Below are 19,437 nucleotides of genomic sequence, written 5' to 3' on the forward strand. Positions count from 1 at the left end.
TATCGGCCGCAAATGGCCTTACCGAGATTCCCGATGACCAGCTCCCCTTCCCCGTTCGACGATGACCGCATCAGCGCCGAAGCTGCGCACTGGTGCGCGCGTCTGCACGACGAAGAGTGCAGCGAGGCCGAGCGCGCCGGGTTCGCGCAATGGCTCGCGCTCGACGCACGGCACGAGGTCGAATACCAGGCGATGCTGGAAATCTGGCAGCTCTCGGAACTGCTGACGCCAACTCCGCGAATCGCACCCGCACCCATGGCAACGCCAGCACCAGCGCCACTGAGCGGCCGCCGCAGCAGCACCGCTCGCCGCCCTCGCAGCGGCAAGCGCATCGCCGCTGTGGCCGCTGGAGTGCTGGTGGCCATCGGCGCCGTGTGGTCGGCAGGTTGGTCAGCCGGCTGGCTGCCTTCGAAGGTTGGCTATTACGCCGCGCAGCCCGGCGCACGCGAGGTGGAATTGGCCGATGGCTCGAAAGTCGAGCTCAACAGCAACTCGCAACTGTACTTCGCCGACTTCCGCGATCGCCGCAGCGCCTGGTTGAAAAGCGGCGGCGAGGCGTACTTCCGGGTGACCCACGACACCCTGCAACCCTTCTCGGTCTACACCGACAACGGCAGCGTGCGGGTCACCGGTACGCGCTTCAACGTCTGGACCGACCCGCACCAGATGCTGGTTACCCTGCTCGAAGGCTCGGTGGTGGTCAGCCCGCCGGACAGCGTAGACGGCAACAGCGCCCAGCTCACGCCGGGCATGCAGGCACGCTACAGCCAGGGCAGCCAGCGCATCGAACTGGCCCAGGTCGCGCCCGCCGGCGCCATTGCCTGGATCGAGGGCAAGCTGGTGATCGATGACCTCACCCTGCAGGCCGCCCTGCCGCTGATCAACCGCTACCTCCGGCAGCCGGTATTCGTCGGCGACACCACCGCAGCGGCGATGCGCATCGGCGGCATCTACCGCACCGACGACCTGCAGGCGCTGGTGGACTCGCTGCCCAAGGTGCTGCCGGTGGAGCTGAACACGGACAGCCAGGGCCGCATCGTGCTGGCCAGTCGGTACGTTCCGCTCTAGCCGGGCTGGCGGATAACCTGTTCCGGGTTATCCGCCCTACGTCCCTGGCGTGCCGTGCGGGTTCGCGAGCAAGCTCGCTCCTCCGACCTCGGAATGCTCTTCGTAGGACCGAGGGGGACGCCCAGTCCTTGCTCGCAAATTCCTATGCGGCGGAGTTCGAGATCACCGGCGAGCAGCCCTCGCCAGCCAGCCATTTCTTATTTGCGAGAAATTCGCAAATTCTCTTCAGTTTTTTCCAGCTTCATTCGTCTTGATAGGAACGATTCGGATTTGCCGATGATTTCCTGATTCGCGCACCGTCTCGCCCCGTTGTGCGGCCTGCCCCCTGGCAGGCCCGGTCCAGGAAAAGACGATGCAAACTCCCGCTCCAAGCGCCTTTCGCGAGATGCTCAAACTGCTGCGGCCACACTGGCTGCCGCTGACCGCCGCCACCCTGCTGGGAGTTCTCGGTGGCTCTGCTATCACCGCGCTGCTCGCCACCATCAACTACAGCCTGCATTCGCCAGGCGGCATGCCGGCCGGCCTGCTGCTGGGGTTCGCCGGGCTCTGCACCTTGGCGCTGCTGGGCTCGATCATTTCCGACATGGGCACCAACTATGTCGGCCAGCATGTGATCGCGCGGCTGCGCAAGGACCTGGGCAGCAAGATCATCTCCGCGCCCATCGAGCAGATCGAGCGCTACCGCAGCCACCGGCTGATCCCGGTGCTGACCCACGACATCGACACCATCAGCGACTTCGCCTTCGCCTTCGCGCCGCTGGCGGTCGCGCTGACCACCACGCTCGGCTGCCTGGGCTACCTGGCGTGGCTGTCGCCGCCGATGTTCCTCGCGACCGCCATCGCCATCGTCGTCGGCAGCGCCGTGCAATACGTCGCGCGGGCCAAGGGCATCAAGGGCTTCTTCGAGGCGCGGGACAAGGAAGACGAGCTGCAGAAGCACTACCGCGCCATCGCCGAGGGCGCCAAGGAACTGCGCATCAGCCGCCCGCGCCGCTTCCAGCACTATAGCGAGCGCCTGCAGGGCACCGCCGATGAAATCTGTGACATCCAGCTGCGCTCGATCAACCTGTTCAATGTCGCCAAGGGCTTCGGCTCGACGCTGTTCTTCATCGTCATCGGCGTGGCACTGGCCTACCAGTCGCTGTGGCCGAGCACCGACCAGGCCACCCTGTCCGGTTTCATCCTGGTGCTGCTGTATATGAAGGGGCCACTGGAAGGCCTGATCGGCCAACTGCCAGTGGTGACCCGCGCACAGGTCGCGTTCCGCCGCATTGCCGAGCTGTCGGTGCGTTTCTCCTCACCGGAGCCGAACCTTCTATTGGCCGATGACGGTCGCCAGCCGCTGGACTTCCAGTCCATCGAACTGCGCGACCTGACCTATCACTACCCCACCGACGACGGTTCCCCTGGCTTCGCCGTCGGCCCGCTGAACCTCACGGTCAGCCGTGGCGAAATCCTTTTTATTGCCGGCGAGAACGGCTGCGGCAAGACCACCATGATCAAGCTGCTGCTCGGCCTCTATGCCCCGCGTGGCGGCGAGCTGCTGCTCAACGGCGAGGTGGTGACCGACTCCAGCCGCGACGACTACCGACAGCTGTTCACCACCATCTTCGCCGACTACTTCCTCTTCGAGGACCTGCTCAAGGGCAGCCAGGACATCCCGGTCGAGGCCGGCCGCTACCTCGAACGCCTGGAGATCGCCCACAAGGTCAGCCTTGAAGGCCAGGAGTTCTCCACCACCGACCTCTCGACCGGACAGCGCAAGCGCCTGGCGCTGGTACAGGCCTGGCTGGAGAAGCGCCCGGTGCTGGTGTTCGACGAGTGGGCGGCAGACCAGGACCCGGAATTCCGCCGGATTTTCTACACCGAGCTGCTGCCCGAGCTTCGTGCCCAGGGCAAGACACTGATCGTGATCTCTCACGACGACCGCTATTTCGACGTCGCGGATCGCCTGCTGCGCATGCGCGCCGGGCAGATCGTCGAGATCGAGGACCACCGCACTGCAGCGTCACGAGGTGGTTCCGGTATAGCCATGCACTGACGGCCCGGTGGCCGACCTTTCACCCGGTCGTCGCTCAGCAACAAAAAAAGATCGAACGGATTTTTCCGGTTTTTTCCAACCGGCGCGTCACATAAAGCTGAATCATTCTTATTAAAAACTGCATTACAAGATCATGCCTTCAAGGTTAAAGGAGCTAAACAAGTGAGTCGCACCCGTACCGCGCTGCAAACCCGGCACAAGGTGAAACCCCTGGCCCGTCTGGTCCGCGCCACCGCCCTGGGGATGGTCCTGGCGGCTTCCGCCGTCGAGGCTGCTCCGGTCCGCATCGACATCCCGGCCCAGTCCCTGGCTTCCGCGCTCACCAGCCTGGGCGCGCAGTCGAACCTGCAGATCGTCTTCAACCAGAGCCAGGTGCAGAACCTGCGCGCACCCGGCGTGCGCGGCGAGATGGAGCCCGCCCAGGCGCTGGAACGCCTGCTGCAGGGCACCGGCATCAAGTATCAGGTCGAAGGCAGCCGCGTGACCCTGCTTGGCGCCGACTCCGCCAGTGGCGACACCCTGAACATGTCCGCCCAGGTCATCACCGGCGCCGTCGAAGGCGAAGACAGCTATGTGCCGCGCACCTCCAACAGCGGCAGCAAGACCGATACCCCGCTGCTGGAAATCCCCCAGTCGATCTCGGTGGTCACCCGCAAGCAGATGGATGCCCAGGGCGCGCAGACCGTAACCGAAGCGCTGCGCTATGTGCCCGGCGTCAAGGTGGAAGCCTACGGCCTCGATCCGAAAGGCTTCGACTGGATGTACATCCGCGGCTTCAACGCCCAGGCCACCAGCGACTACCTCAACGGTCTGCGCCAGCAGAACAACAGCTACGCCTTCTTTCGCAGCGAGCCCTATGCCTTCGAGCGCATCGACGTGGTCCGTGGCCCGTCTTCCAGCCTGTTCGGCCTGGGTGATGCCGGCGGTATCGTCAACCGCGTGAGCAAGAAGCCCACGGCCAACCACGTCAACGAAGTCGAGCTGACTGGCGGCAACCATGACCGCAAGCAGGGCCAGTTCGACCTCGGCGGCGCGCTGGATGAGCAGAACCAATTTCTCTACCGCGTGGTGGGCCTGGCCCGCGACGCCAACACCCAGGCCGAGTACGACGACGGCCACGAGGTCGAGGACGACCGCTACTACATCGCCCCGTCCTTCACCTGGGCGCCGGACGAAGACACCAGTCTGACCGTGCTCACCGACTTCCTGCGCGACCGCAACTCCGGCTCGATCTTCGACTACAGCGTCAACGGCCACCCCACCGGCACTCTGCTCGGCGACCACAATTACAACCACTTCGACCAGGACCAGTACACCCTGGGCTACGAGTTTCGCCATCGCCTCAACGACATCTGGGAATTCCGCCAGAACGCGCGTTACGGCCAGGTCGACCTGACCTTCGCCAACCTGCTGCCGCAGCTGCAGGTCGGCAGGAACATCATCCGCACCGCGGACCGCTTCGACCAGCACATGGACACCTTCAACCTGGACAACCAGTTGCAGGCCAACTTCGATACCGGCGCAATCAAGCACACCCTGCTGATGGGCGCAGACTACAGCTGGCAGGACGCCAATATCGCCCGCTGGCGTACCCTCGGCCCGTCGCTGAACCTGGATAACCCGGTTTACGGCCAGAGCGTTCCGCGGCCGACCAAGGACACCACCCTCGCCGGTCAGGCCATCGACTACGACCAGAACATCGAGCAGATCGGCGCCTACCTGCAGGACCAGATCAAGTTCGACGACCACTGGATCCTCACCGCCGGCGGCCGCTACGACTACGTGCGCAATGACCTGGACAACCACGTGGGCGCCCACACCATGCAGAAGGACAACGCTTTCACCGGCCGTGTCGGCCTGACCTACCTGACCGACTTCGGCCTGGCGCCTTACGTCAGCTACTCCGAGTCGTTCGTGCCTAACACCGGCATCACCTCCGACGGCGGCGCCTTCAAGGCCAGCGAGGCCCACCAGTACGAAGCGGGCGTGAAGTTTCAGCCGGACGAAACCCTGCTGATCACCCTGGCCGCCTACGAGCTGACCAAGGAAAACATCCTCACCAACCAGCTGAACGCCAACGGCGTGCCCACTGGCTTCAGCGAGGCCACCGGCGAGCAGCGCTCGCGCGGCATCGAGGCCGAACTCAAAGCCAAGCTGGACCAGAACTGGGACCTGCTGGCCTCGTACACCTACACCAAGGCCAAGATCACCAAGAGCAACGACGCCAACGAGGGCAACCGCCCGGCCAACGTGCCCGAGCACATGGCCAACGGCTGGCTGAATTACACCTTCCACGAAGGTGCGGTGGACGGCCTCTCCATCGGCGGCGGCGTGCGCTACACCGGCTCGCTCTACGGCAACAACGCCAACACCTACCACGTCGACAACTACACCCTGTTCGACGCTGGCGTGAGCTACCCGCTGAACAAGAACGTGACCCTCTCGGTGAACGCCCAGAACCTGCTGGACGAGGAGTATGCCGCGACCTGCGACAGCCCGATCTCCTGCTACCCAGGCCTGCGCCGCACCGTCATGACCAGCGTGAAGTACAGCTGGTAAGCCGCTGGCGGAGGCGGCCGTGCGCTACTTCCGCCTGCTGTTTCCGGGCTCCCTGTTCGCAGGGAGCCCTTTTGCCGTTTCAAAGGCGTGTTGTTTCAAGAGCCTGTTTCACGCGAGGAGTAGTGCATGTCCCTCACCCGTCGCCACCTGTTGCAGGGCCTCGCCATCGGCGGGCTGGCCTGCGCTTCCGGCCTGCCGGTGTTCGCTGGCGAGCGCCTGACGCGGATCATCGCGCTCAACTGGGTGGCCGCCGAGACGCTGCTGACCCTGGGCGTACCGCCCCTGGCGATCTCCGACGACCGCTACTACCGGGTGCGTATGCCTACTCAGCCGCTGCCCGAGAGCGTGCGTGACGTGGGTCCCTACTGGGAACCGAACCTCGAACTGATCCAGCAGCTGCAACCGCAACTGATCCTCAGCGACCCCATGACTCCAACCCTGGAGCGCCGCCTGAACGGCATCGCGCCCACCGAGCGCGTGGCCATCTACCCGGCCGCCAACGGTGCCTGGCGCGCCACCACCGAGTTCATGCGCAATCTCGCCCGCCGACTCGGCGTCGAACAGGTTGCCGCCGACTACATCGCCGCCGGCGAGCAGCGCCTCGCTGAACTGCGCGCGAAGCTGGCGGGCCACGCGCTGCCGCCGGTGTGCGTTGCGGTGCTCAACCAGGATGGCCGTCACGCAGCGGTCTACGGCAAGAACAGCATGGTGCAGGACGTGCTCGACCGCCTCGGCGTCGAGAATGCCTGGCAAGGCCCGGTGGGCCCGGTCGGACTGGCCATGGTCAGCATCGAGCGCCTGGCCGAGCGCCCCGATGCACACCTGGTCTACGTCGACATCCCCACCACCTCGGCGCGCCTGCAGAGCTTGCGGCAGCCCAACGACCTATGGGCCAATCTGCCCGCCGTGCGTCGGGGTCACACGCTGACGCTGCAACGCTTCTATCCCTATGCCGGCGCCGCCTCGGTGCTCGATCTTGCCGAGCGCATCGCGACCTACCTGGACAACGCCACGGAGGTCGCCCATGTCTGAATCGACGCTCGGCCTCGTCGCCCCTCGCCGTGGCCTGGGCCTTGGCCCCGCGATCTGCACCTTGGTGCTGGCGATTCTCGCTGGCCTGCTGGTGCTCCATGGCCTGCAAGTCGCCCTTCCCCGCGACCTCTGGTGGCAGGCACTGTGGTCACCGGACCTGGACGACGTGCGCCAGGTGCTGCTGCACTTCAGCTTCTTCCCGCGCCTGGCGGTGAGCCTGATGGCCGGCGCCGCCCTGGCCCTGGCTGGCACGTTGTTCCAGCAGATCCTGCGCAACCCACTGGCAGAACCGGTGACCCTCGGCGTGTCCGCCGGCGCCAACCTCGCCCTGTCGGCCGCCACCATCTTCGCCCCGACCCTGCTGGTGCACGGCCTGGAAGCCGTCACCCTGGCCGGCGCGACCCTGGCGGCCTGCCTGCTGTTCGCCTTCGCCTGGGGCCGCACCCTGTCGCCGCTGCGCTTCATCCTCGCCGGCATGGTCATCAGCCTTTACTGCGTTTCGCTCAACGCGCTGCTGGTGCTGTTCAACCACGACTACCTGATCGACCTGCTGCTCTGGCAGGCCGGCTCGCTGAACCAGAGTGGCTGGGACGGCGCGTTTTACCTCGCCCCGCGCCTGGCGGTGGCCATGGTCATCGCGCTGCTGATGGTGCGCCCGCTGGCCGCGCTGGGGCTGGAAGACGAAGGGGCCGCGGCGGTGGGCGTGAACCTGCTGCGCACCCGCGTAATGGGTCTGGCCGTGGCTGTGGCGCTGAGTGCGTTCGTCACCAGCGCAGTGGGCATGCTGGCTTTCGTCGGCCTCGCCGCGCCGGCCATTGCGCGGCTGTGCGGTGCGCGCACGCTCAAGCAACGCCTGATCTGGGCGCCACTGCTGGGCGCCGCGCTGCTCTGTGTGGTGGACCAGATCGCCCGCGAACTGTCGCGTTTCGCCGGGGAAATTCCCGCCGGCATCCTCACCGGCATCTTCAGCGTACCGCTGCTACTGTGGCTGCTCAGCCGCCAGCGCAGCGGCGGCATCGTCCCGCGTCCGACGCCGGCCAGGCCGCAGCGCGAACACCCGTGGCGGCTGATCGTCGGCGCGGCGATCCTGCTTGGCCTGCTGACGTTGCCGGCGGTCTTCTTCGCAGTGGACGCCAATGGCTGGCACTGGGGCGACGCCGGCCTGAACGATGCCATCGCGCAATGGCGCCTGCCGCGTGTACTCGGCTCGCTGGCTGCCGGCGCCATGCTCGCCGTGGCCGGCCTGCTGGTGCAGCGCCTGACCGGCAACCCCATGGCCAGCCCGGAAGTCCTGGGGGCCACGTCCGGTTCGGCGATCGCCGTGCTGGTGCTGTTCCTGGTGATGCCGCAGCCGCAGGCCTACATGGTGCCGGCGGCCAGCATCGGCGCGCTGCTGACGCTGGGCCTGCTGCTGTGGTTCGCCTGGCGCAAGACCTTCAACGCCGAGCGGCTGCTGCTCACCGGCGTGTGCCTGACCACCTTGCTGCACTCGCTGAGCACTTTGCTGCTGGCCAGCGGCGACCCGCGCATGACGGCGATGATGAGCTGGATGACCGGCTCGACCTATCAGGTGGACGTGGTCTCGGCGAGCACCGGGCTACTGGTCGGCGCAGTGATGATTGGCGTCAGCCTGCTGCTGACGCGCCCGCTGGACCTGCTGACGCTGGGCAATGGCACGGCGACAGCGCTGGGGCTGCGGCTGCGCCTGAGCCACCTGGCGATCCTGCTCACTGCCGCGGTGCTCACCGCCACCGCGACCATCATCGTCGGCCCGCTGAGCTTCGTCGGCCTGATCGGCCCCCACATCGCCCGCCACCTCGGCGTGCGCCGCGCCGCGCCGCAAGTGCTGCTGAGCGCGGTGGCCGGGGCGCTGATCATGGTGGTGGCGGATTGGCTGGGACGGAACATCGCCTATCCCTGGCCTGTGTCGGCGGGATTGCTGGCAGCGTTCATCGGTTGCCCGTACTTCCTCTGGCTGATGCATCGGGAGCGGCAAGGCTGAACTGAGCGTTTCCGAATACAGCGGACTTTGTCCGCTGTTCGCGAGCATGGCTCGCTCCTACAAGGAGCGCGGGACTTCTCTTGTAGGAGCTGGCCATGCCTGCGACAACCCGAGCTGCGGAGCATCCGGGCGCTCTGAGTAGGATGGCGTGGAGCGCAGCGATACCCATCAATCCGTGCGCCGGCAGCATGGGTATCGCTCCGCTCCACCCATCCTACGTCGGGGTCACCGGCAAGGCCGGAGCGTTGGCGGGAATCAGGCTTCCTGCAGTGCGCGAGGACGGTTGCTGCGGTCTTCGGCATCGGCGGAAACCGCCTGCTGCAACTGAAAGTCGAACTCGATCTCGGCGAAGCGCCCTTCCACACCGCGCGCCTTGGCGGCAGCAGCATCCTCGACAAAACGCACCTCGCCGATCAGTCCGTCACGGGTGGCATAGGCGAAGTCGTCCCACAGGTATTGGTCGCCGGCGAGGTTGATCTGCGTGGTCAGGTGGCGATGCCCCGGCGCGGAGATGAAGAAGTGGATGTGCGCCGGGCGCTGGCCGTGGCGGCCAAGCTGATCGAGGAGCTCCTGGGTCGGGCCGTCCGGCGGGCAGCCGTAGCCGCTGGGCACGATGCTGCGGGCCTTGTAGCGGCCTTCGGCGTCGGTGACGATGCGCCGGCGCAGGTTGAACTCGGACTGGGTGCTGTCGAAGTACGAGTAGGTGCCCCGGGTGTTCGCGTGCCAGAGGTCGACCACGGCGCCGGCCAGCGGCTTGCCCTGCGGGTCGAACACGCGGCCGGAAAGGAACATCACGGTGCCCGCGTCCTTGCCGTCATCCATCCGCGCTTCGCCTTCGGACAGCGGCGCGCCGGCCACATACAGCGGGCCTTCGATGGTGCGCGGGGTACCGCCGCCGATACCGGCAGCCGCGTCCTGGGCGTCCAGCAGCAGGTCGAGGTAGTGCTCGACGCCGAGGCCGGCGACGACCAGGCCGGCTTCCTGGCGGGAGCCAAGACGGTTGAGGTAGTCCACCGCCTTCCAGAATTCGTCGGGGGTGACGTTCATGTCTTCGATGAGCCTGGCGGTGTCCTGCAGCACTCGGAGGATCAACTGCTTCACACGCGGGTTGCCGGCGTCATTGAGTGCGCCACTGGCTTCCTGGAAGAACTTCTGGATGTCGGCAGTCTGGGAAATCTTCAGGGTCACGGTGATTACCTCGTTCTTGTTGTTAGATAAGGATCAACTGGCGCAGCGCACGGCCTCGCGGTCAACGCGGTGGAACACGCGGTTGAAGTACACCAGGCTGTCCTGGCGCTCGCGCACCGCGACCTTTTCCAGCTCGACGAACATCACGGTGTGCGAGCCGACTTCCTTGCAGTCGCTGATCCGCCCTTCCAGGCTGACCAGCGCCTGGCGCAGCACCGGCAGGCCGGCATAGCCGTCGTCCCAGAGGTCCCAGGTGAAGCGCTCTTCCATGGACACCTTGGTCATCCCCGCGAAGTGCTTGGCCAGCTCTTCCTGCTCGCCGCACAGCACGTTGACGCACAGGTGGCCGTTGCTGCGGAACACATCGTGGGTAGCGCTGCCGCGATTGACGCAGACCAGCACGGTGGGCGGCGAGTCGGTGACCGAGCAGACCGCGCTGGCGGTGATGCCGCAGCGGCCTTCCGGGCCATTGGTGGTGATGATGTTCACCGCCGCCGGCAGCTGCGCCATGGCGTTGCGGAAGTCGATCTGGGTCTGGCTGAGGGTGTTGGCCATTTATTCGCTCCTATTTGCCGGAGTGGCATGTGCTGGAGTGGCCGGCACGCCCGGCCTTTCTTGTATGGGGCCAGCGTAGGGCAGCGCGGCGGCGCGCCATATTCAGACGATCACCACGCTTGGGGGGGCGGGCCGCTAGTCATCTAGGTGGTTTCTTTATCGTCAGCACCGGCGACTATGGGTATGCTCCGGGTCATGCCATTCCGACGACCGCGGCAAAAGCCCGGCGTACGCGGCCTACGTGCAGCTTCACAACGATAAGAAAGAAAGTGGCAACGCCTGATGGAAGCTAGAAAACCCGTGGTCTACATCGTCGACGACGACAAGGACCTGCGCACCTCCCTCGCCTGGCTGCTCGAATCGGTCAGCATCGAATCGCTTTGCTTTGGCGGCGCCGAGGAGTTCCTGAGCGAATACGACCCCAGACTCCCCGCCTGCCTGGTGCTCGACGTGCGTATGCCCGAGACCAGCGGCTTCCAGCTGCAGGAGATGCTCAACGACAAGGGCATCAACCTGCCGACCATCTTCGTCACCGCCCACGGCGATATCCCGATGTCGGTGAAGGCGATGAAGAACGGCGCGCTGGATTTCGTCGAGAAGCCCTACAACCCGCAGCAGATGCTGGACCGCATCCAGGCGGCGCTGAAAAGCGCAGTGCAGGTGCACGCGGGCCAGGAGCAGAAGCAGAACCTGCAGCACAAGCTCGACCTGCTCACCGGGCGGGAGCGGGAAATCCTGATGATGGTGGTGGACGGCAAGGCCAGCAAGGTCATCGCCCGCGAGCTGAACATCAGCGTCAAGACGGTCGATGTGCACCGCACCAAGATCAAGGAAAAGATGGGCGTGAGCAGCATCGCCATGCTGGTGCGCGAGGTGCTCAACGTGCCGCTGGAAGAATCGCGCCCCTGAGCGGGGCGCGTTCCGTTTCGATCAATCAGTCGATCAGTCGACGCGCTCGCCGCACAGATCGAGGGCGAACAGCCGCTCCACTTCCGTAGCCGGCAGGCCGCAACCCAGCAGGCTGAACAGCTTGCCGAGCGCCGCTTCGCGGGTCATGCCGCCACCAGACACCAACCCGGCATCACGCAGGCGACTGCCAGCGGCATACACGTCGAATGCCACATGCCCCTGCGGGCACTGGCTGATCGCCGCCAGCACCACGCCGCGGGCGTGGGCTTCGCGCAGCGCAGCCAGCAGGTCTTCGTTGTCCGAAGGGCCGGTGCCGCTGCCGAAACACTCCAGCAGCAGTGCCTGAACGCCACTGCCCAGCAGCGCACGCAGGTGCTCGGCGCGCAGGCCTGGGAACAGCGGCAACACCGCGAGATTCACCGGCTGGCGCGGCTGGCGATAGCTCAGTTCGCCGGGCAGCGACTCTGCATGCGCACCCTTGCGCTCGCGCGGCAGCACGGCGAAAGCATCGAAGGCGTCGCTGCGCAGCTTGGTGACGCGGGCGCCATGCATCAGCTCGCCGTTGAAATACAGCCATACACCCGGCTCGACGCCGGTTTCCAGCGCCTTCAGTGCGCCCAGCAGGTTGCCCGGTGCATCGCTGCCCGGCGCGCCCATGGGATGCATGGAGCCAGTCAGGATCACCGGAACATCCAGCCCCAGCAGCAGGAACGACAATGCCGCGGCGCTGTAGGCCAGGGTGTCGGTGCCGTGCAGCACGAGAACGCCGTCATGGCCGCCCTGCTCCACCGCATGGACGATGGCGTCGCGCATCGCCAGCCAGTTGGCCTGGGTCATGTTGGCGCTATCGAGCAGCGGTTGCAGCTCCGCGAAGGACCAGTCGAGGCGAATCTCGGTGTGGCCTTGCAGCTGTTCGCGCATGCGAGCTTCGAATCCGCCAGCCGGCGCCAGGCCTTCGGCGGTCTGCAGCATGCCGATGGTGCCGCCGGTATAGAGGACGAAGAGGTTCTTCACTCGACGCATGCCAGTGCTCTTGTAGGAAAGTTCACAGGATAAACCGCGAGGCCGGGAGAAGTCCCGGCCTCGCGTGTCAGACCTTGGTCCGAGAGGGATCAGCCCTGGGCCGGCAGGCTGCCGTGGGCCGGAGCGGTCGAGTTGATCTTGTGGGCATCGCGCCAGGCATCGTGGTCGATGTCCAGGTCGGCGAACTTGCTGGCGTCGAACACCGGGCGCTCGACGCCGGCGGCGCGCTGCTCGTCGTAGTCGCGCATCACGCGCAGGCCGGTCTTGATCAGCATCGCCAGGGCCACCAGGTTGACGAAGGCCAGGCAGGTCATGGTGATGTCGGCGAAGGCGAACACGGTGCCCAGGTTCTGCATCGAGCCCCAGAGGATCAGGCCCAGCACCAGTACACGGAAGGCGATCAGCGCCGAACGGCTGCGGCCGACGATGAACTGCAGGGCGTTTTCGCCGAGGTAGTAGTTGTAGGTGATGCAGGTGAACACGAACAGCGACAGCGCGACGCTGACGAAGATGCGGCCCCAGTCACCGACCACCGCGGCCAGCGAGTTCTGGGTCAGGGTGATACCGTCGCCTTCGAAGCCGGGGGTGTAGAAGCCCGAGAGCAGGATCAGCAGCGCAGTGCAGGTGCAGATGACGAAGGTGTCGAGGAACACGCTGAACGCCTGGACCACGCCCTGGGACGCCGGGTGACGCACGGCGGCAACGGCAGCCACGTTCGGCGCACTGCCCAGGCCGGCTTCGTTGGCGAACACGCCACGCTTCACGCCCATCACGATGGCCGCGCCCAGCAGTCCGGCGAAGGCCGGTTCCAGGCCGAAGGCACTCTTCACGATGGTGGTCAGCATGCCCGGCACCAGTTCGATCTGGGTGACGATCACGTACAGGGTCACGGCGATGTAGGCCAAGGTCTTGACCGGTACCAGCAGGTCGGACACGGCGGCGATGCGCTGGATGCCGCCGAAGAACACCACGGCCAGCAGCACGGCCAGGGCGATGCCCGAGTACAGGACCGGGATGTCGAAGGCGTTCTGCAGCGAGTGGGTCACGGTAAAGGCTTGCAGGCCGTTGAAGGCGAAGCCGTAGGTGACCAGCAGCAGGACAGCGAAAGTCATGGCCATCCAGCGCAGCTTCAGACCGTGCTGGATGTAGTAGGCCGGGCCGCCACGGTACAGGCCGTCGCCGTCGCTGCGCTTGTAGACCTGGGCCAGGGTGCACTCGAAGAAGCTGCTGGACATGCCCACCAGCGCGGTGACCCACATCCAGAACACGGCACCGGGACCACCCAAGGTCACGGCGATGCCGACACCGGCGATGTTACCAGCGCCCACGCGGCCGGCGAGGCTCAGCATCAAGGCCTGGAACGAGCTCAGCTGGCCGGATTGGCCGCGGATCGACTCCTTGAACACGCCGAACATATGGCCGAAATGGCGGAACTGGACGAAGCGGGAGCGGATGGTGAAGTAAGCACCGAGTCCTACGATGAGGACGATGAGGACTTTCCCGGAGAGGAAATCGTTGATCGCGTCGAGCATGTGCTGGGGCCTCGATTGTTATTGTGGGAGCACGGACCTGGGGCTGGCCCGCTCACTGGGGGCGCATGGTTGCGCCCGAAGCGTCTCGAAACAATTTCGCGGCTTGTTACGAATTGATGCTAGCTGACGCTATAATGGCTCCACTCGCATCACCTGGACCTGGCACGAATGTCCGAGAACCTCAGCCCCAACCTCAAGTTGCTGTGCGCGCATTACCGCTCTATCTCGGAGGTTTGCCGCAAGCTTTCGATCAATCGCGCGCAGTTCAACAAGTACCTGAGCGGGCAGAGCCAGCCCACCACGTACAACCTCAAGCGCATCGGCGACTTCTTCGGCGTGGAGGACTACGAGCTGCAACTGCCGCCGGATCAGTTCACCCGCCTGATCGGCGCACGGGGGACCTCGACGGCCCACGTGCAGCGCGACGACCCGCTGATGGAAATGCTCCGCCCGCTGCGCGACCACGCGGGCAACCTGTCGCGCTATTGCGGCTACTACTTCGAGTATTCCAACTGCATGTCAGTGCCGGGCTCGATCCTGCTCTCGCTGGTGCACCTGTACGAGCAGGACGGCAACTTCCTCTTCGAGCGCCAGGAACGCCAGGAGCGCTCCAGCAGCACCGATGTGCAGGCCGAGGACTGGGTGCGCTGCCGCTACCTGGGCGCGGCCTTCCAGCTGCAGGACCGGGTCTTCCTGCTGGACTACGAGTCGCTCACCGTCAACGAGATGAGCCAGACCATCCTCATCCCCAGCTTCAAGAGCCGCATCACCCGCCTCAACGGCCTGAAGACCGGCGTCTCCAGCGGCGACCGCCGCACCCCGGCCTGCACCCGCGTGGTCTGGGAATACCTGGGCCCGGAGATCAACCGCATCAGCGCCTATCGCCAGGTGAAGCTGTACCAGCCGGACGATCCGCGCATCGACGATGACGTGCGCCAGCGCCTGCAGGTCGGGCCGATCCGCCATGGGTTGTTCGAAATCGAATGATGAGGCCCGTGTAGCGGGCCACGCGCGTGATCGCGGAAAAGTCCGCGTCTACCGCTTGCGACTCTGCAACCACGCCGCCGCCAAACCGCTACCGCAGATCACCGCGATACCCAGCAGCGCCGACGGCTCCGGCGTATGGCCGAAGATCACGAAGCCCAGCAGCCCGGCGAAGACGATCTGGCAATAGCTGAAGGGTGCCAGCAGCGCCGGCGCGGCATGCTTGAAGGCCTGGGTCAGGAACAGGTGCGCGGTCATCCCGCAGGTACCCAGGGCCAGCATCATCAGGCCATGCACCAACCCCGGCCATTGCCAGAAGAACGGCACCAGCGCGCTGACGATCAGGGTGTTGCACAGCCCAGCGAAGAAGTTGCTGGTGGTGGGGCTGTCCACCTGGCTGAGCTTGCGCGTCAGCAACTGGTAGAAGCTGAAGCATAGCGCCGAGCCGAACGGCAGCAGCACCGCCGGGGTGAAGAGATCGCCGCCGGGGTGAACGATGATCAGCACGCCGACAAATCCCACCAGCACCGCAGCCCACTGGCCAGCGCTGACACGTTCGCCCAGCAGCGGCACTGAAAGCGCCGTCACCAGCAACGGCGCGAGGAAGTTCACCGAGGTCGCCTCGGCCAAGGGGATGTACTGCAAGCCCGTGGTGAACAGGAAGCTGGTGCCCAGCAAGCACAGCGCGCGGGCCGTCTGCAGGAATGGATGGCGCGTACGCAGCACCGCGAGGCCGGCGCGCGGCAGGAAGATGCCCGCCATCAGCAGCGTGTGCACCACATAGCGCGCCCACACCACCATGACGATGGGATAGATGCTCGCCAGGTACTTGGACAGCGCGTCGTGGCTGGAGAACAGGAAGGTCGCCAGGACGATGAGCAGGATGCCCTTGAAGGGCTGGTGGACGCCGGACAGCGGCGATTGGCTGGTACTCATCGACTCACGGATTCAATCGGCAGATGCGGCTGGCGCGGGGAGTTCGAAAGCCTAGCAGGACGCACCGGAGAAAGAATCCGCCACGCCGCGCCGGGAACACCTCGCGGGTCCGCTGGAAGGCCGGGCAATAAGAGTCCCGCACGGCGTTGTTGCAGGCATCCTAACCGCAATGCTGGCGGAGAAATGTTCCGTTTGGTTAATTCATGTTCGAACAGCGAACAATTAAGCCTTGGGTGAATTGCGGCGAGCCGTCACGGACCACCACTATGGTCCAAGCCGCCGCCTCGATGCGGCGCCAACAACTATAAGAAAGGACCGTTCACATGCTCATGCTCTCCCTGGCACGCCTGCGCGCGTGCATCCCCCATACCGACCCTCCCCCCATTCCCGTCGCGCCTGGCTGATCGCCTGATCCACGCCAGCTGATCACCATCGTTCAGCATCCGCCGCTCCCGACAGAGCCGCGCGGAGGACCCCGTTCGCCTAGAACAACGACAAGAATGCCGAGGGAACACCCATGCTCCGCCACCTGCCCCACTTCACCATCAGCGCCTGCCTTCTACCCACCCTGCCCGCCCTGGCCCACGCCGAGGAAGGCGGGTTTCTCGAAGACGCCAAGACCAGCCTGCTGCTGCGCAACTTCTACATGAACCGCGACTACGTCGGCACAGCCCGGCAGAACAAGGCTGAGGAGTGGACCCAGAACTTCATCCTCGACGCCCGCTCTGGCTACACCCAGGGTACGGTCGGGCTGGGCCTGGACGTGCTTGGGCTGTACAGCCTGAAGCTCGACGGCGGCAAGGGCACCGCCGGCACCCAGTTGCTACCAACCCACGGCGACGGTAGCCCCGCCGACGACTTCGGTCGCCTGGCGGTCGCCGGCAAGGCCAAGGTCTCGAAGACCGAATTCAAGGCTGGTGAATGGATGGTGGTACTGCCGATCCTGCGCTCGGACGACGGCCGCTCGCTGCCGCAGACCTTCCAGGGCGCGCAGGTCACCTCGAAGGAAATCAACGGCCTGACCCTCTACGGAGGCCAGTTCCGCCAGAACAGCCCGCGCAACGACGCGAGCATGGAAGACATGGCACTGTTCAACCGCCCGGCCTTCACCTCGGATCGCTTCAACTTCGCCGGCGGCGAGTACCGCTTCAACGGCGACCGCACGCTGGTTGGTCTGTGGAATGCGCAACTAAAGGACATCTACCAGCAGCAATACCTGCAGCTGCAGCACAGCCAGCCGCTGGGCAATTGGGTGCTCGGTGCGAATATCGGTTACTTCTGGGGCAAGGAGGATGGCAGCGCCCGCGCCGGCGATCTGGACAACCGCACCTTCTCCGGAATGTTCTCAGCCAAATACGGCGCGAGCACCTTCTATCTCGGCCTGCAGAGGGTCATGGGCGAGGACGAGTGGTTCCGCGTCAACGGCACCAGCGGCGGCACCCTGGCCAACGACAGCTATACCGCCAGCTACGAGAGCGCGAAGGAGCGCTCCTGGCAGTTGCGCCATGACTACGACTTCGCCGCGTTCGGCGTTCCAGGCCTGACCCTGATGAACCGCTACATCCAGGGCCGGGATGTGCACAACGCCAGCACCGACGACGGCCGTGAGTGGGGGCGCGAGAGCGAGCTGGCCTACACCGTGCAGAGCGGCACCTTCAAGACGTTGAACGTCAAATGGCGCAACTCCACGATGCGCCGCGACTGGGGCAGCACCAACAGCTTCGACGAGAACCGGCTGATCATCAGTTATCCGCTGTCGCTGCTGTAGTCACCGCCGATTGCCGTCCGTAGGGCGGATAACGCTGGCGCGTTATCCGCCCTACGAACCTGTCCTACAGGTAAATCCGTGCCCATGAAAAAGCCCCGGCATGCCGAGGCTTTTTCCGTTCAGTTGGCGGCTTATCAGCCGGCCGGCTTTTCCGCGTCTTCCGCCTCGATCTCTTCCAGCGCCAGGTCCAGCCCCCAGCTGGAGGCCTCCACCGGCTGGGCGGCCATGGGAGGTGCAACCGGAGCCGGCGCGGCTGGCTTGGCTGCTGCGGGAGTGACAGCACTACCGACGCTCCCCGGGTTGTCCTTGTACAGCTTGAGCTTCAGACGCAGGTTGTTCGCCGAGTCTGCGTTCTTCACCGCTTCTTCCTCGGTGATCGCCCCTTCCACCGCCAGGTCGAACAGTGCCTGGTCGAAGGTCTGCATACCGAGGGCACGGGACTTGTCCATGATCTCCTTGATCGAGCTGAAGTCGCCACGCTTGATGATGTCGCTGATGGTCGCCGTGCCCAGCAGCACCTCTACCGCAGCGCGGCGCTTACCGTCCTGGGTGCGCACCAGGCGCTGGGAAACGAAGGCCTTGAGGTTGTTGCCCAGGTCATTGAGCAGTTGCGGCCGGCGCTCTTCGGGGAAGAAGTTGATGATGCGATCCAGCGCCTGGTTGGCGTTGTTCGCGTGCAGCGTGGAGATCGCCAGGTGCCCGGTATCGGCGAAGGCCAGGGCGTGCTCCATGGTTTCGCGGTCACGGATCTCACCAATCAGGATCACATCCGGCGCCTGGCGCAAGGTGTTCTTCAGCGCGGCGTGGAAGCTGCGGGTGTCCACGCCTACTTCGCGCTGGTTGATGATCGACTTGCGGTGCCGGTGCACGTACTCGATGGGGTCTTCGATGGTGATGATGTGGCCGCCGCTGTTGCGGTTACGGTGGTCGATCAGCGCCGCCAGGGACGTGGACTTGCCCGAGCCGGTGCCGCCGACGAAGAGGACCAGGCCGCGCTTCTCCATCACCACCTTGAGCAGTACTTCCGGCAAGTTCAGGTCGGCGAACAGGGGGATGTCCAGCTTGATGTTCCGCGCGACGATGGACACTTCATTGCGCTGTTTGAACAGGTTGATACGGAAACGACCAACGCCGGGGACGGAAATCGCCAGGTTCATTTCCAGTTCACGGTCGAATTCCGCGCGTTGTTCCTCATCCATCAGCCCATAACCGATGCGGGCCACATCGCCAGCCTTCATCGGCTCGTTGGTCAGGGGCTTGAGTACCCCGTTGAACTTGGCGCAAGGCGGCGCACCGGTGGAGAGGTAAAGATCCGAACCATCCTGGGTGGCCAGGATCTTGAGCATCGCTTGGATATCCATTGAACTGCATCCGTACGCAAGGTGGCGGCGGACGCCGTCTATCAGCAGCGCCCTATAATTAAGAATTGACTTATTGACTCTATGGAGCGCCCCTGCGCCAGACAATGCAACCCATCGCGAAATGCGACCTGCATCACTGCTGCCGTACAATGCCGCCCCAGACGCTTTCATTTAAGGACACGAACCAATGCCCGTCGCCATGGCACGCCACATTCTGGTCAGGACCGCTGCCGAAGCCGAGCAGATCAAGCAGCGCCTGGCCAAGGGCGAGGACTTTGCCGCCCTGGCGCGCAAGCACTCCACCTGCGCTTCCGGCAAGCGCGGTGGTGACCTGGGCGAGGTACGGCCCGGCCAGATGGTCCGCAGCATCGACCAGGTGATCTTCAAGAAGCCGGTCGGCGTGATTCACGGGCCGGTAAAAAGCCAGTTCGGCTACCATCTGGTCGAGGTTTATTTCCGCGATTAGCCAACGGCACGAC

The 19,437-nt window shown here is 65.1% G+C and carries 15 protein-coding genes; 9 read left to right on the forward strand and 6 right to left on the reverse strand.

The genetic code is table 11. The annotated features are described in order from the left end of the window. The first annotated feature begins 33 nt into the window (after positions 1 to 33). From ACIPK7_RS05130 to fhuB, 5 genes are all read left to right on the forward strand, one after another. The gene (locus tag ACIPK7_RS05130; protein ID WP_401085961.1) at positions 34 to 1,068 is read left to right on the forward strand and encodes a FecR family protein; all 1,035 of its coding nucleotides are present in this window, start codon (positions 34 to 36) and stop codon (positions 1,066 to 1,068) included. A 352-nt stretch (positions 1,069 to 1,420) separates the two neighbouring features. Further along, positions 1,421 to 3,109, forward strand: a complete 1,689-nt coding sequence (locus tag ACIPK7_RS05135; protein ID WP_401085963.1) for a cyclic peptide export ABC transporter — start codon at positions 1,421 to 1,423, stop codon at positions 3,107 to 3,109. 162 nt (positions 3,110 to 3,271) lie between these two features. Then, positions 3,272 to 5,668: a TonB-dependent siderophore receptor gene (locus tag ACIPK7_RS05140; protein ID WP_401085966.1), complete on the forward strand. Its 2,397-nt coding sequence runs from the start codon at positions 3,272 to 3,274 to the stop codon at positions 5,666 to 5,668. A gap of 126 nt (positions 5,669 to 5,794) precedes the next feature. After that, positions 5,795 to 6,700: an ABC transporter substrate-binding protein gene (locus ACIPK7_RS05145; protein WP_401085968.1), complete on the forward strand. Its 906-nt coding sequence runs from the start codon at positions 5,795 to 5,797 to the stop codon at positions 6,698 to 6,700. Next, entirely contained in the window at positions 6,693 to 8,702 is a 2,010-nt protein-coding gene (gene fhuB / locus ACIPK7_RS05150) for a Fe(3+)-hydroxamate ABC transporter permease FhuB (RefSeq protein WP_401085971.1), read from the forward strand. The genes ACIPK7_RS05145 and fhuB overlap by 8 nt, the downstream gene beginning before the upstream one ends. 255 nt (positions 8,703 to 8,957) lie before the next feature. Here the strand turns inward: fhuB and catA are convergent, their stop codons facing one another. Together catA and hpaC are read right to left on the reverse strand one after the other, a co-directional pair. Continuing rightward, the gene (gene catA / locus ACIPK7_RS05155) at positions 8,958 to 9,890 is read right to left on the reverse strand and encodes a catechol 1,2-dioxygenase (protein ID WP_401085973.1); all 933 of its coding nucleotides are present in this window, start codon (positions 9,888 to 9,890) and stop codon (positions 8,958 to 8,960) included. 33 nt (positions 9,891 to 9,923) lie between these two features. Then, positions 9,924 to 10,445 (reverse strand): 4-hydroxyphenylacetate 3-monooxygenase, reductase component, encoded by a 522-nt coding sequence (gene hpaC, locus ACIPK7_RS05160; RefSeq protein ID WP_081519852.1) that lies wholly within the window; start codon positions 10,443 to 10,445, stop codon positions 9,924 to 9,926. Between the two features lie 282 nt (positions 10,446 to 10,727). On the opposite strand from hpaC, the gene ACIPK7_RS05165 reads away from it, so the two are divergent. Then, positions 10,728 to 11,354, forward strand: coding sequence for a response regulator transcription factor (locus ACIPK7_RS05165; RefSeq protein ID WP_401085977.1), 627 nt, complete (start codon positions 10,728 to 10,730; stop codon positions 11,352 to 11,354). 33 nt (positions 11,355 to 11,387) lie between these two features. Here the strand turns inward: ACIPK7_RS05165 and ACIPK7_RS05170 are convergent, their stop codons facing one another. Both ACIPK7_RS05170 and ACIPK7_RS05175 read right to left on the reverse strand, forming a co-directional pair. Continuing rightward, positions 11,388 to 12,377, reverse strand: coding sequence for an asparaginase (locus ACIPK7_RS05170; protein WP_401085979.1), 990 nt, complete (start codon positions 12,375 to 12,377; stop codon positions 11,388 to 11,390). Positions 12,378 to 12,466: 89 nt separating this feature from the next. Further along, positions 12,467 to 13,909 carry an alanine/glycine:cation symporter family protein gene (locus ACIPK7_RS05175; RefSeq protein WP_401085982.1) on the reverse strand — a complete coding sequence of 481 codons (1,443 nt, stop codon included), beginning with the start codon at positions 13,907 to 13,909 and terminating at the stop codon, positions 12,467 to 12,469. Between the two features lie 168 nt (positions 13,910 to 14,077). On the opposite strand from ACIPK7_RS05175, the gene ACIPK7_RS05180 reads away from it, so the two are divergent. Then, entirely contained in the window at positions 14,078 to 14,896 is an 819-nt protein-coding gene (locus ACIPK7_RS05180; protein ID WP_401085985.1) for a helix-turn-helix domain-containing protein, read from the forward strand. Positions 14,897 to 14,944: 48 nt separating this feature from the next. Here ACIPK7_RS05180 and ACIPK7_RS05185 read toward each other — a convergent pair whose 3' ends face one another. Further along, positions 14,945 to 15,829 carry a DMT family transporter gene (locus tag ACIPK7_RS05185; RefSeq protein ID WP_401085988.1) on the reverse strand — a complete coding sequence of 295 codons (885 nt, stop codon included), beginning with the start codon at positions 15,827 to 15,829 and terminating at the stop codon, positions 14,945 to 14,947. Between the two features lie 517 nt (positions 15,830 to 16,346). Between ACIPK7_RS05185 and ACIPK7_RS05190 the strand changes: the two genes are divergently transcribed. Then, positions 16,347 to 17,597, forward strand: coding sequence for an OprD family porin (locus tag ACIPK7_RS05190; RefSeq protein ID WP_401085991.1), 1,251 nt, complete (start codon positions 16,347 to 16,349; stop codon positions 17,595 to 17,597). Positions 17,598 to 17,731: 134 nt separating this feature from the next. Here the strand turns inward: ACIPK7_RS05190 and ACIPK7_RS05195 are convergent, their stop codons facing one another. Continuing rightward, the gene (locus ACIPK7_RS05195; protein WP_401085994.1) at positions 17,732 to 18,958 is read right to left on the reverse strand and encodes a PilT/PilU family type 4a pilus ATPase; all 1,227 of its coding nucleotides are present in this window, start codon (positions 18,956 to 18,958) and stop codon (positions 17,732 to 17,734) included. Positions 18,959 to 19,145: 187 nt separating this feature from the next. Between ACIPK7_RS05195 and ACIPK7_RS05200 the strand changes: the two genes are divergently transcribed. Further along, positions 19,146 to 19,424 (forward strand): peptidylprolyl isomerase, encoded by a 279-nt coding sequence (locus ACIPK7_RS05200; RefSeq protein WP_192431293.1) that lies wholly within the window; start codon positions 19,146 to 19,148, stop codon positions 19,422 to 19,424. Positions 19,425 to 19,437: the final 13 nt, after the last annotated feature.

The sequence above is a fragment of the Pseudomonas sp. NPDC086581 genome, from assembly GCF_044746165.1.
In the GTDB taxonomy this organism is placed as follows: Bacteria; Pseudomonadota; Gammaproteobacteria; order Pseudomonadales; family Pseudomonadaceae; genus Pseudomonas.